Raw genomic sequence first — 14,133 nt, 5'->3', positions numbered from 1 at the left:
GCTTATTTGCGTCGGACCAGCCGTAAAGACAGCTGGCGCAGCCCGAATACATTAAAGGTCGAGAGCGGTTCGAGCCTGCATCCCTCGGGCAAATGAAACTCCCGGATGCGCTCGATCAAGGCTTCAAACGCGATTTTGGACTCCAACCGGGCGAGCGGCGCCCCGAGACAAAAGTGGATGCCGTGGCCCAAAGACATATGCGGACCCAGCGGGCGCGTAATATCGAACGTATCCGGACGCTCGAATCTACCTGCGTCCCGATTGGCCGCGCCCATGAAGACGACGACGCGCTCCCCGGCTTTCATCTGGCGGCCGCCAAGCTCGATGTCCTGCTTCACGACCCGGTACAACAGCTGTACCGGCGAGCGGAAGCGCAGCACTTCCTCGATGGCTTGCGGAATCAGCCCGGGCTCCCGGCATAACAGCTCCCACTGTCCGGGATGTTCGATGAACGTGCGAATCGCATTGCTCAACAGATTCGTGGTCGTTTCATTGCCGGCTACCATGAGAAGGAGACAGAAATTGCCCGCCTCCGCATCCGTAAGCCGCTGCCCCTCCACCTCGGCAAGCGCCAGCCGGCTGATTAAGTCGTCTTGAGGAGCTTCCCTGCGCTCCCTTGTCCGCTGCTCGAAATAGTCTTTCATTTCCCGATAAGCGGCAACATGCCGGGGATCTTCCGCCTTGCCGGTGAGCAGATGCTCGGAGGCCTCTACGATCACGTCCGACCAATACTTGAATTGGTCCCGCTCCTCCTCGGGCACCCCGAGCATTTCCGCGATGACCGTCACGGGAAACGGAATGGCAAAATCGCGGACAAAATCGATCTCGTCCTTCGCCAGCGCCTGATCGAGCAGCTCGCTGACAAGGCGGCGGATGCGCGGCTCAAGGTCGGCTACCGCCTTCGGGGTGAAGGCATGGACAGCCAATGCCCGAAGCTGCGTGTGCCGGGGCGGGTCCATCCCCTGAAGCTGATTCTCAAAGGTCAACTCTTGGGAAAGGCCGTCGAAGACCGCTGATGAAAACGTCTGATGGTCGGCAAATACCTTGCGAACTTCTTCGTAACGGAAAATAAGATAGGCCCCAAACTGCGGGCTGTATTCGACAGGGCTCACTTGGAGCATTTCTTCATACCACGGATAGGGATCAAGTCGTAAATCAAGCTCGTTGATCATGGAACAGGTCACTCCTTCAAGTTGGTTGTATCTCGTTAAAAGGACGATGCGGGCCGGCCCCGAAGGACCGGCACATCGAGGTTTGCTTGCTACGGCTTCGCCGGAGCGGCCGTCAACCGGCCCATCCGGTCCATCAAGCGGAGCATTAGGACGGCCGATTGCGCCCGGGTGGCGGAGTCCTGCGGCTTCAGCGCGCGCTCCTCCATGCCTTGGAGCAGCCCGTGCCGCACGGCGAAGGCGACGGCTTGATGGGCCCAGACGGAGACGTCGGTCCCGTCTTGGAAATCCGCAAGAACCGAAGCCGGTTCAAGCGGAAGGGCAGGGGCCTCGCCCCATGCGCGAAGCACCATGACGGCCATTTCCTCCCGCGTCACGGGATCGTCGGACCGGAACCGCCCGTCAGCCCCCTGCACCAGCCCAAGCTGCGAAGCGCGGTTGACGAAGCCGGCGTACCAGGCGTCGGCGGCTACATCGCTGAACGTTTCTCCGGCCGAAACCGCCTGCCGGCCATCGTCGCTTAGCCGTACAAGCAGCTTGGCGAATTCGGCGCGGGTGATCAGTCGGTCGGGCTCGAACTTGCCGCCGTCTACGCCGCTGACGAGATGGCGGCTGGCAAGCAGCTCGACATCTGCGCGGCTCCAGTGCTCTTCCAAGTCGGCGAACCGATAATCGGCGAGCCCTATCACATAGACGCCGAACCGATCGATCGAGGCCGTGACCTCGTCGGCGGTTCCGTCCGTAACTCCGCCGACATAGGTCCAAGCGCCCGATTTGCCGTCCGTTTGCCGGTACAGGCCAAGCTTGCGCGGGTCCGCTCCGGCCAGCCCGGATGCGTCGTAGCGGATTGTAAGCCGGACGGGCTTGCGCAGGACCTCTTCACCGCCGAGCGAGAGCGAGTATACCGGCGAGTGGAGCTTCAGCGCCGTGTCGTTCGGAGACCCGGCATTGGCCGAGCGCTCCGCTTGCAATGTGGCGGGCTTCGTCAAGGTGCCCTCCTGCAAGGCTATGTGAAGCGCTCCTCCGAACAGCGGGTAACTCCCCGCGTTTCCGTCCAGCTTCACGCTTTCGCGATTCGCGGAATCAGGCTTCGCTGTATCGTCCGGCTTCGGCGTATTGGCGAGGGACGACGGGGAGCTGCCGCCGGGGCTCGGGCCCGGGTCACTTTCTCCGCTGCCGCCGTCACCTCCACTGCCACCGCCGTTCCCGCCGCCGCTTTCGCCAACCGGCTTCGTGCGCGCTGCAATCTCCAAGGCATGCGACTCGTTGCCCGCGACGTCTTGAGACGAGAGCGCAATGCGGTAGTCTTTGGCGGGCAATAGGCCGGTAATCGTGTACTGCTGCACGCCTTTTTCCACCTTGGCTTCGCCTCCGTTCGGGTCTCCGACGAACCGGTTCCACCTCAGATGGACGGCTTGGAGGTCGTCATCTGCCGGATCGGTCCAACGGACGGTGAGCGTACGCTCGCCCGCTTCGATCTTGACGCCGGCCGCTTGCCGCGGCGCAATGATATCGACGGGCTCCGCCAGCCTAACCGCAGTTGCTGTCTTGATTCGGGTGGAGGCGGCATTGCCTGCTTCATCCAGCGACTTCACTTCGATTTCATAGGCGGTTCCCGCCTTGAGCCCTTCGAGCAGCGCCCATTGCTTGCCTTTGACGATTTCGATCGGGTCGCTGAAGGCCGAGGCCCCTTCGGCCCGGTAGCTGAGCGCCGCTTTGGCGAAATCCGGGTCACCCGGATCCGTCCAACGGAGCATCAAGCCTTGGGCATCGGCGACGGCGTCCAGACCGCTTACCGCAGCGGGAGGCGTATCGTCCACCGCCTTCACGATCACGTCGGCTTTATATCCGCTGCCCATCGGAATGCCGTTGTAGCCTTGAATGGCGCCGTCGGCGTTCACTTCGTAAACGCGCCCGACGACGAGAGGCGACGCCGCGTCCGGCGTAAAGCGGACCGTTTTCGACACGGGCTGCCCTTCGAAGGTAACGGGCTGCACAAGCGCCGTTTCTCCTATCACGGGAGCGCCGGTTTCCTTGTCCATCACCGTGATCGTCGTATCGTTCGTGCTGGCGGCTGTCACGTGGCGGTCGAAGGCGATCAGAACGGAGCTGCCGCCGGGAAGCGCCCGAACCGCAACGACCTTCGGCGGCCGGGTGGAGATCATCGGGACGTTGACGTCAAAATGCGGCGGCAGCACCGTAAGCTCGCTGCTGAAAGCCGTCCGGTAGCCGTCCTTCTCATACATGACCTTCCACTGGCCTTCCGGAACGTCCCATCCGTACCGGCCTTCGGCATCCGTCGTCAACGGATTGGCCTGACCGAACCATTCGGCGTCCCACACATTCCACTGCCGCGATTCGGCATCCTTCACAAGCGCCGTCGCTTTGACGCCTTCCAGCCGATTGTTGGGCGCAACCTCGTAGACGTAGCCGCTCGGATCGTACATCCACTTCGGATCGGCCAGCTTTTTTGTCGGTTTTTTAGTTCCCGGCTTTGTGGTTGTCGGCTTATTCGGAGGCGGGTCTTCGCACCAATTGTTATTCGCGATGTCCGCTTTGAGTTTGTCGACCTTGGCGGCGATATCGGCATCCAGCACTTTGCCGATGGCGTTCGTCAGAAGCCAGACGCCGATCGTGCCGACGCCGAACGTTTCCGGACCGAGGAAAAATCCTGCGAGCATCAAGGTCGCTTTGATCGCTTCGTTGATCATCGCTTCGTTGGCAATGGCTTTTGCCCAGTCCGTATAAATGCCGGCCATCTCGGGATCGCAGGTTTCCGAAGCCGCGTCGACCAAGCCTTCCAAATCCTTCAACGTATCGTTAATCCCCATGCCGTCGTAAACGGAATAAACCGAATCGATCGACGTCCAGGTCCATTTGCCGGCTTCCGAAGCGAGCGCCAGACTGATGCGGACCAGTACGGCCCCTCCCGCGCCTGCGGAGGCCGCGCGTACTTGCGGCTTGCTTCGGGCCCCCGGCTTCGGTTCAAGCGCCGCGGCTACGAGCGACACCGCCTCCTGCGCATTCAAGCCGGTCTGGAATTCGTCCAGCGGGATATAAGCTGACATTTGGACTCTGAACTGTTCCGGAGTCAAGGAGTGGCTTACCTTCAACCCGTACACCGGTACGCCCGTACTCTGTGCTTTGTTCAGATCCGCGGGAGTCGGAGAGTAGCTCGTTTTCTCTAACGATACGTCCAGATCCAAACCGGCGCTGCCCTTGGAAGCCGGGAGCGAGCCTTGCAGGCGTGCGGTTTGTTTGGCCCCATCGGGGGTTTTCTCCGAAATCTCCAGCGATTTTTTCTCGAACGCCTTCAGACCGGGAGGAAGCTGCTCCCGTATGTTTTCTTCCGTCGGGGTATCGCTTGGCACGCTCTCCAGCGGCGTATAGCTGACACCGATCGGTCCCAGCTTCTCAGCTTTCACGATGGTGATAAAGTCCCCCTTGTCGTTGACGGAAGGATCGATAAGCCTATCACCCACATGAATCCTAACGTTCCGCGCGCGATTGGGATGATTAAATTTCAGCGTAATGGCTAGCGGATCGCCAGGTTTGACTATGTATGGAAACTGTGCCACCCCCAGGGACGGGTCCAGCCGGTACTTTGTTCGGTTATGCTCGATGATCAGCTCGACCGGCTCCGGGTAATTGACGTCGTAACGGACGAATACCGGGGGACCGTACCAGGTTTGTTCCAATTTCGTCGCCTCGGCCCGGAGCGCGTGAGCGGACTGCGGCGCATCGCCCGGCAGGCGGATGTTTCGTTTCCAATCGCCGGACGGGGAAGCGAGGCTCTGTCCGAGCAGAAGCTTTCCGTCGTAGATGCGGACGAGGCTGCCTGGAGGCGCAATCCCGCTTACCGTAATCTCCTGACGGCTGGTGACGGCGGGAGCGTACAAGGTGACATAGACCCGTTCGGCTTGGGCCGCTCCGATGATTTCCGCTGCTTCGGCCGCATCTGTCCGGTAGCGCAGTTTCGGCGCAATGGCAATCCGCTCGACGTCGGTCTTTTCGTCAAAGCGCAGCTTATAGGACACGGTCCCCGACGCGCCGGGTGCGATCGCCCCGATGGCGATCGTCCGCTGCGAGACGCTTGGGGCAGCCGCAGGCGCTGCGGCGGCATTCACGACGGCGCTGCCTTCGATAAACGTCGCCCCCGCAGGGATGTCGGCCAGCAGAACCGCGTCCTGTACGGCAGAGGCGCTTGTGTTCCGATAGGACACGCGGACCGGCAGCTCCCCGCCGGCCGGCGCCGTATCCGGCTGAATGACGACGCCGTTGCCTTCCTTGTCGGCAAATACGCCCGCGTTTTCGAACGCGATGGCTCCCAATGCCTTGGCTTCTCCGTCGGCGACGGAAAAATCGCGGGACGCGTAATCGCCTCCGGAAGATGAAATCTGGAGCTGGTAATCGCCCGCCCCGGGCAGCTTCCATTCGTTGCTCCCGTTTTTGACCGGTCCTTGCGTCATCAGCCTGCGTTTGCCGTCTGCATCGGCAGCCAAGAGCTGATAAAAGTAAGGCTGCGAAGGATTAGGCAGGCTGATGTCGCCTGCAGCCTTGGTTCCTTTTTCTTCCATGCGAATCTCGACCGTACCCGTGTTTTTGCTCTGGATCGTGGTCGTGCCGCAAACGTCCGCTGCAGCGTGCTGCTGGTCGTTGATGCATACTTGCACGGCTTCTCCGGGGAAGGCGTATACCTGGAACGGATTTCCCGTGCTTAGCAAATAGCGGGAGGCAGTAACTCGATAACGCCCCGTGGAGCTCCAGTCGAGCTCGCGCGGGCCGGTCCAATCCCCGCCAATGGCTTTGGTATAGAAGTTCACCTGAACGCGGGTCGGAATCGCCGCATAAATCTCCAGCCCGACTTCATTCGTTCCGGGCACAAGCGTCTTGTACGCCGGCTGCGAAACGTTCGATCCGACGCGGGCCTGAACGGTCGCCGGACCGGTAGGCAGGTCGAATGAATAGCGGCCTTCCGCATCGGTCAGCATGCGGTAGCTTTTGCCGTTCTGCACCGCGGACACTTCCGCCAGAGCGACGGGACGCTTGCTCCAATCGGTCACCACGCCCGTAAGCTTCGTCACCGACTTCCCGAGCGTTACCGCGACCGGCGTCTTCCCTTGCGCGAGTGTCGCTTCCGCTTCCGTCTGCAAGTAATAGCCTTTTCGGTCGCTGACCTTAATGCGCACCTTGCGGCCGATCATTCCGGCTAAGGCCGGTGTCGTCACCTTTCCGCTGTTGAAGGTGTCCGCGCTGTACAGCACCTGGCCGTCCGTATCCGTTACGACGACCTGCACGAAGCCAACTTCCTCCTGCTGTTCGTCCTTGATGACGAGTTCCAAGTAGGCGGGCTCTGACGGCTTCGCTTCTACTGTACGGCTGACGCCCGCCTGCACGTCGATCAATGAAGCATTGTCGGCGAGCAGGTCGATGCCGTTGGAGCCGAACATGGACAGCTTATAATCCGCAGCGGGGGGAAGGCCCTTGAATTCGGCCTCCGGCGACTTGCCGATGACTATGCTTTTGGCTGCGTTGCTGCTGCCGCTGCGAATCGTGAGCGTCGTTTCATTCTCCAACCGCTCCCTGTTCGTGGCGCGGACACGCACCGTGCCCCCGACCGGCAGCGGGGCTTGCAGCGCTTCGGCCTCCGCCTTTGCGCCGTCTTTGGTTGCTGTGGCGCGGATCGATTCGATCATGACGGCCGTATCCGGGATGAGAAAGCTGCCGGTATACGTTTGCAAATGATCGCCGGCCTGCAGCCGGACCGATAGAACCTGACCGCTGAGTTCCGGCGTCGAATAGGAGACTTCGGCCAATACGTCCGCGCCCGGTTCCGTTTTGAGCGTTAATTGAACCGGATCGCCGGAAGCGGCATACTTGCGGTAATAACGCGGCGCTTCGTGAACGAAGGAGCCGATGACGAACCCGACCGGCCCGAATCGCTTCTCGACGGAATAAGGAAATTCCTGACCCTGCGCATTGACGGCATAGACGCGGTACACATATCCGACGCCGGATTCGGACTCCATGTCGAGGTAGGAATCTGCGAGCGGATCGTCCAGAGAGGCGATGATTTCTTCACGGCCGCCTGTCGTGCGGTGTATCCGGAAACCTGTAATGCCGCTTCCGGGCAGAGCCTTCTCCCAATACAGCTTGATTCGCCCGCCCTCGATGTCCACCAGGGTCAAATCCGACAGTCCGACATCTTCCAGTGTGGACGCTTAGAGAGCCGGTCCGTCGGTGGTCCATACGCCGAATTCGTCGACGGCTTCGACCTTGAACCGGTATTTCATACCGGGCGTGAGTTCATCGGCCCAATAAGAGGTCGTGTAATACGGCAGATCAAAGCTCATGCCGTTATGCTCGAGACGGTACCCTTCAGCGCCAGGAACCGGAGTCCAGCTCAGCACGATCATCCTTTTGCCTCGATCGGTTACGTTCATCGAGCTGCCGGCGGGCCAGTAGACGGCAGCGGCGACGCTTGGCAGCCCGGCGGCTGTCCGTTCCTGCGGAACCGGCAGCGGTCCGTCCGTCTGATACACTTGGCGGGTTACCGATGAGGCCCCGCCGGATTCGAGCAGCGGGCGGTAAACGGCCGGCATGGCGTCACCCGCGTCCTGGAGCAGGGGACTGTCTCCGAAGAAGGCCTGGTCCGCAGAAGCGGCCTTTACGGTCGGGGGCGGGGTGGCCCCGCTGCACAACAAGACAAACGCCAGCATCATGCTGACGCTTCGTTTTACGATATTTCCTGGCATGTTTAACTCCTCCTTCCGGATCTCATCGTAAGGCGGAGGAAGTCATAATGACCAGTGATCGCCGTCATGAGAACGGTCATGCGTCCTTCGTAGCATCTTTTGGCGGGGCGCCGCTCCAAAAAAGCGCACAAAAAAACGCCCCCTCGGCAGGGGCGTTGAACTATTCCGGATGAGCGGGCGGCCCGGGGATCGGGCTAAGCGGATAGAACGTATGGCCTTTGCATTTCGTACAGGTGGAGGAGTAGCAGTCCGCCATCTCCTCGATGAGTTCGCCGCACGTATCGCAGCATTTGGAAGGCAGGTTTTCATAAAACTCGGTCGTTCGCATCAACAAAGTGCATCACTCCCTGTGTTCATGATACTTTCACTATACAGGAAATAACTGAAAATGGTAAGCGCTTTTCCGAAGATTCCCGGCCTTTATTCCACCGGCAAAACGATACGGAGCAGACATCCGCCCGTCTCCGGAGCCGAGAGGCTCATCGTGCCGCCAAGCTGCTGCACCCGCTCCTTCATGGCAGCGAGCCCGAAGCCCATCGGGGTATTCTCGTAGGCCCGGCCGTCGTTGCTCAGTATGAACCGCAGCTGATGCTCCTCCCGACGCAAGGTAAAGTCGAACCGGCGGCAGTCGCCGTGCTTGATGCCGTTGGTCAGCCCTTCCTGGAGCGCATGGTACAACACCTTTTTTTGCAGCGCGCTTAGCGGAGGGAGGGGATCCAGCTCGAATACGACCGGGATGCCCGTCACCTCCTGCGTATCGGCCAGCAGCTTCTTCAAAGCTTCGGCCAGATCGTAATCGGCCGCGCTTTCCGAAAGCATGCGCACCGACGTCCGGATTTCGTTCAAGCTCTTGCGGACGAGCTCCTGCGAGACGCTCAGCTTCTCCAATCCGAGCGCGTCGTTTCGTTCGATCAGCCGTTTGGCGGCTTCGATCTGGACGATCGTCGTCGACAGGGTATGTCCGACGATATCGTGAATGTCCTGCGCAATCCGGTTCCGCTCCTCAAGCACGGACAGCTCGGCCATCGCTTCGGCCGTCTCCCGCATCGAACGGTGCAGCCTGCGGTTCGTATCCGCCAGGTCCGCCGTTCGCTCTTCGACGAGCCGCTCCAGCGAGTGGTTGAGCTGCAGCAGCTGGAGCTGCAGCTCGACGCGGGCCAGCAGCTCGGGGCGCGACACGGGCTTGGTCAAATAATCGTTAGCCCCGGCGTTGAAGCCCTCAAGCAAATCCTCCATTTGATTTTTAGCCGTTACGAGCAAAACCGGCAGCTCTCCGGGGCTATAGGTCCGGCGGATTTCCCGGCATACTTCGTAGCCGGTCATCCGCGGCATCATCACATCGAGGAGAATCAGGTCGGGCTTCGCCTCGGCAACAAGCCGGAGCGCTTCCGCTCCGCTGCCGGCGTGGCGGAGCTCGTAAGGCTGCTTGGCCAAATAGTTGCTGAGCACCTGCAGGTTGACCGGCTCGTCGTCAACGATTAAGATCGTTGGCTTAATACGCTGTGCCGGACTGACCTCCCGAGACTGCTGCGACTCGGATTCCTCCGCTGCAGCCAGAGAAGTCAAGGGTGTGTGGGCCGCAGCAAGAAGGGAACCCGCCGCGCCCGCGCCGGGCGCGACAGCATCGGACACCGTACGATTCCGAGCGGCAGCGTCTTCCTCCCAGACCGGCAGCGTGAACGTGAACGTCGAGCCGCGCCCTGGGGCGGAGTCGAGGCCGATGCTGCCTCCGTGCAGCTCGACCAATTTCCGGGTGATCGACAAGCCCAGCCCCGTCCCGCCGTATTCCCGGGAGGCGGAGCTTTCGCCCTGCTCGAACACCTGAAAAATCGCCTCATGCTTGCTTTCCGGCACCCCGATGCCGGTATCCGAAACGGACAGGCGAACGAAGCCGTCCTGCCGTGACGCTTTGACCCGGATTTCGCCGCTTTCCGTAAATTTAATCGCGTTGCCGATCAAATTGTACAAAATTTGCTCCAGCCGGTTGCCGTCGGCCTTAACCGGAGGCAGAGCTTCGTCCAACTGACGGATGAGCCGGAGCTTCTTCTTGTCGGCGAGCGGCGCGAAGACCGCCAGCACGAGCCGGACCGTTTCCCCGAGATCGATCGGTTCGAGCTGGAGAGCCAGATCGCGGTGCTTCAGCTTGGAGAAATCCAGAATATCGCCGATCAGGCCGGCAAGCCGCTTCCCGCTTGAGACGATCAGCTCCAGATTGTCCCGCGCGGCGGCATTCACTGGGCCGGCCACGCCGTCAAGCAGCGATTGTGTCAGTCCGAGAATGCCGTGAAGCGGCGTACGCAGCTCGTGGGACATATTGGCAAGAAACGCATCTTTGAGCTTGTCGAGTTCCACGAGACGCTCGTTCTTAAGCTCCAGCTCCGCGGCGTACCGCTTCATGTTCCGGTGCACCTGTCGGAACCGGTGAAACAGCACCATACCGAGACAAAGCATGAATACGAAGACACCGATAAAAATTTGGTCCGTCCAGATCCGGTACAGCGCCGGATACCGTTCATACACGATAAAGAACCACCGCTGGTTGAAAATGAGCAGCGCATGAAACAGCGTAACCGTAAGCAGCACGGCGAAGCCGACCAGAATCGACCGCGTTTCCCGGTCCCGGCTGCGGATAAAGACGCGTACGGTCATGACGGCAGTCAGCGCGAAAACGACGAAAAATAGCGGAGGAAACGCAAACTTGATCAAATCCGTGTACAGGACGTCGTCCCAAAACGCAGCCGCCAGACACAGCCCGGTAAACGCCAGCATCGTTTGCCGCATCCGCCGTCTCAGGTCCCACACCCCGCTGCCGTACATCGTTTCGAGAAACGAGAGAAAAGCGAACGTGGCGAGCGGGAAGGCGACATTATGCAGATAGATCCAGACCGAGTTGCCGACGAACACCTGGGCGAGCTCGGTTCGCGCAATGCACCCGTAGCCCGCCGATAGGGCAAAAAGCGAGAAATGAAAGTGCAGCTTCTCAGTGCGTTGAAATAAAAACAAAATAAGCGAAGCAACCCCAAGCGTAACGAACAGCGTTCCCAGCACGATGTTATACATATCGCGCATCAGAATGCGGTCCCAGTAGCCGCTCTCGCCGCCGATCGTGACCCGGCCGGTAAGGAGCCCCCGGTCGTCATGATTGATCCGGGCGTATACCGTGTGCCCTCCGGCATCGGAAGGCAGCGGGAGGAGACGCCACTGGAACGCGCCGTTGACTTTGAAATCGTACGGCTGAAAATTTACGCTGGCGAGGCGGCGGTTGTCCAAATACATCTCGTACGATTTCAAGCCTGCGACGTGCAGCGCCGAGGCCGGGTCAATCTTGCCGGGCAGCTGGCGTTTCAGCCAGATGATTCCGGTATACCGCTTGCCGCTGTATAAAGGCTGCACCGACTTGAGCGGGGCCCAGCTTGCCGGGCCTTCCAGAACGCTTCCGTCCGGCGCAAGCGGCAAATCTCCCAGATGAATCTGCCAGCCCGGTTCGTCCTGCAGATGATAGACCGGTTTGCTGTCCCCGGTTGTCATCGTCGGCGCCAGGAGCCCTCCGATCCCGACAGCGACTAAGATGAGAAAGGCGATCATCCGCATACCTAGGCGCAGCGGCTTTTGGTCGAACATAGCATACCAGCTCCCAAGTCGATAATAAGGACAGCGAGGAGTGACGACAGTCACGTGCCGCCTTCAAAGTTCGAACTGCGCCACAGATTCGAGCATTCCCATTCATCATGAACGATCGGACGGTCATATGAAAAGTGACGGCAGTCATAACATTTTCCGTCCGTCCCCCGCACCATTCCATGTCAAAAAGGCGGGGGAGCGATGCCAAAGCTTCCTCCCGCCGCCTTCAACTCCGGCCATTCCACCAAGCGCAGCAGCCGGTCCGATTCAACCGTTCTGCAGCCATTCCTTCAGTACGAGAATCGCCTTTGTCCGGTCGTTCGTTCCGATCTTGTTATAGATGACGCTGACGTAATTTTTGACCGTACCTTCGCTCATAAATAGCAATCCGGCAATTTGACGGTTGTTCTTGCCTTCCATCATCAGCGCGATAATATGCTTCTCCCGCTCCGTGAAGCTGATCCCTTCCGCTCTAAGGCGCTTTGCGTCAAATTCCGCCTGAGCCGGGGGCGAGCCTGCGGCCAGCCGCGCAGCCAGCTTGGAGGCGATGACGGCAGGCATCATGAGCTGTCCCCGCATGCAGTCGCGGATCGAATGGATCAGCTTGTCCCCGGGCATATCTTTCAGCAGGAAACCGGAAGCGCCGCCCGCGAGCGCTTCTACAATGTAATCGTCCTCCGCGAAGGTCGTCAAAATCAAAATAGCCGTATCCGGAAACCGCTTCTTCATCTGCTTCGTACATTCGATGCCGTTCATGACGGGCATTTGAATATCCATCAGCACCAGGTCCGGCTTCAGCCGTTCCGTCAGCTCCAGCGCCTGGACCCCGTTCTCCGCGACCCCGACGACCTCCATGTCCTCTTCCAGCGACAGGATCGTATGCAACCCGTCCCGCATCAAGGTCTGATCGTCGGCGATGATGATTGTAATCGAGCTTGCTCCCACGTCCTCACCCCATTCCCCCCTATTATAGTGGAATTTATACAGGAATTAAATGACGGAAGTGAACAAGTTTCCCATTGCTTTCCGTCCGGGAGGCCGCGAATAGCTAAGAAATGACGGAATACGTGAGGCCGGTAACTGGTCACATGACGCACCGGATTTTATGATGAGATCGGCAAAAGATTTTCGATCCGCAAAGAGGAGAGGTGTTCCAGTTGCAGCACAACACAGAATTGTCCGTTGCCGAACAGGATGACATCAGCCGGAATAAGACGGTTGCCGTCCTGGCCTATATTTTGTTTTTCCTGCCGCTGCTTGTGGCCAAAGATTCCCGCTACGCGATGTACCATGCCAATCAGGGGCTGATTCTGCTGCTCACGGGCCTCGTTGCGAACGTCGTGCTCGGGCTCATTCCCGTCATCGGCTGGCTGCTGCTGCCGGTAGCGAATCTGGCCGTCTTCGTTCTGGCCATTCTGGGAATGGTGAGTGCCGCCCGTGGCGAGCGTAAACCGATGCCGCTCATCGGCGGCCTCGAATTAATCAAGGCGCCGTCGTAACTGACAGCGAAGAGCTTATCGCTTAGCTATACCGCAATCCCTTGAGGTGATTCCCCGTGAAAACAATTCCTTCCATTTCGGCATGCTTGATTGTAAAAGACGCGAGAGCTTCGCTCCCTGCCGCGATCCGCAGCGTCCACCCATGGGCCGACGAGATCGTCGTTGTCGATACGGGCTCGACGGACGGCAGCGCGGAGACGGCGGCGGCCATGGGCGCCAAGGTTCACCGCTTTTCGTGGACCGGCAGCTTTGCGGAGGCGCGCAATTACGCGATCACGCTGGCGTCCGGCGAATGGGTCTGGTTCATCGATGCGGACGAAGAGCTCGTATGGGACATGCCGGTCCGGGAATTCAAAAGCCTGCTTGTCCGCGAAGCAGACAACACCGGCCTGCTCTCGTTGCTATGCCGCCATTTGGACGGCCGGAACGGACAGACGGTGCTCGTCAACCATGTGGAGCGCTTGTTTCGCAAGGGATGCTATACCTATACGGGCGCCGTCCACGAGCGGCTTCGCGTGATCAGCGGCCCGCGTCGCGCGTCGGGCAAGCTGTTTTACGGCTGCCGGCTACTGCATTACGGCTGTACGCGGAGCGAAATGGAGCGGAAGTCGCGCCGCAACATTCCACTGCTGCTGCAGGAGCTGCAACGAAAGCCGGACGACGGCTTGGTCTGCAGCCATTTGGCCAACGCGTATTACCATACCGGCGAGCCGACGCTGGCTTCCTTCTACGCGGCCCGCGCGCTTCGCCGAATCCCGCACAGGCACTATTACGCAAGGGCGCACGCATATTACTATTTGATGATGGCGCTGCTGGATGCCCATGAGCAGGGGCTGGCGCTGGATGCCGCAAGGTTGGCCGCCAACGAAATTCCCGATTATCCCGATTCGTACGCAGTGCAATTTGAAATTTTATGGGCGTTGGAGGATTGGGAAGAGGCGCTGAAGGCGTACCGCCGCTGGGCGCAGAAGAGCGGACGGGGCCTGCAGGTCCCGGAATATATGGGGCGGTTCGCGCCGGTTTTCGAGCAAAAGAAGCGGGCGGCGGAGGAGCGACTGTATCCTGGTGTTATGCATTTATAATTCGCCG

At 60.0% G+C, this 14,133-nt stretch carries 8 protein-coding genes; 2 read left to right on the top strand and 6 right to left on the bottom strand.

Translation table 11 applies throughout. The features are described 5' to 3' along the window. Nucleotides 1-2: 2 nt before the first annotated feature. From NI000_RS21870 to NI000_RS21845, 6 genes are all read right to left on the bottom strand, one after another. On the bottom strand, nucleotides 3-1,172 hold the full coding sequence (locus tag NI000_RS21870) for a cytochrome P450 (protein ID WP_253413531.1): 1,170 nt from the start codon (nucleotides 1,170-1,172) through the stop codon (nucleotides 3-5). A gap of 89 nt (nucleotides 1,173-1,261) precedes the next feature. Further along, the gene (locus NI000_RS21865) at nucleotides 1,262-7,348 is read right to left on the bottom strand and encodes an S-layer homology domain-containing protein (RefSeq protein WP_253413675.1); all 6,087 of its coding nucleotides are present in this window, start codon (nucleotides 7,346-7,348) and stop codon (nucleotides 1,262-1,264) included. A gap of 42 nt (nucleotides 7,349-7,390) precedes the next feature. Next, nucleotides 7,391-7,924: a fibronectin type III domain-containing protein gene (locus NI000_RS21860; protein WP_253413530.1), complete on the bottom strand. Its 534-nt coding sequence runs from the start codon at nucleotides 7,922-7,924 to the stop codon at nucleotides 7,391-7,393. A 160-nt stretch (nucleotides 7,925-8,084) separates the two neighbouring features. Then, entirely contained in the window at nucleotides 8,085-8,252 is a 168-nt protein-coding gene (yhfH, locus tag NI000_RS21855) for a protein YhfH (protein WP_253413674.1), read from the bottom strand. Between the two features lie 92 nt (nucleotides 8,253-8,344). Beyond that, nucleotides 8,345-11,545, bottom strand: a complete 3,201-nt coding sequence (locus tag NI000_RS21850) for an ATP-binding protein (RefSeq protein ID WP_253413529.1) — start codon at nucleotides 11,543-11,545, stop codon at nucleotides 8,345-8,347. A gap of 267 nt (nucleotides 11,546-11,812) precedes the next feature. After that, nucleotides 11,813-12,442 carry a response regulator gene (locus NI000_RS21845; RefSeq protein WP_253413673.1) on the bottom strand — a complete coding sequence of 210 codons (630 nt, stop codon included), beginning with the start codon at nucleotides 12,440-12,442 and terminating at the stop codon, nucleotides 11,813-11,815. Nucleotides 12,443-12,702: 260 nt separating this feature from the next. On the opposite strand from NI000_RS21845, the gene NI000_RS21840 reads away from it, so the two are divergent. Further along, nucleotides 12,703-13,044, top strand: coding sequence for a DUF4870 domain-containing protein (locus tag NI000_RS21840; RefSeq protein WP_253413528.1), 342 nt, complete (start codon nucleotides 12,703-12,705; stop codon nucleotides 13,042-13,044). 86 nt (nucleotides 13,045-13,130) lie between these two features. Then, entirely contained in the window at nucleotides 13,131-14,126 is a 996-nt protein-coding gene (locus NI000_RS21835) for a glycosyltransferase family 2 protein (protein ID WP_253413527.1), read from the top strand. Nucleotides 14,127-14,133: the final 7 nt, after the last annotated feature.

The sequence above is a fragment of the Paenibacillus tyrphae genome, assembly GCF_024158745.1.
GTDB lineage: Bacteria > Bacillota > Bacilli > Paenibacillales > NBRC-103111 > Paenibacillus_G > Paenibacillus_G tyrfis_A.
Note: the sequence above shows the minus strand (reverse complement) of the source record. Positions and strands in the feature narration are given on the sequence as shown.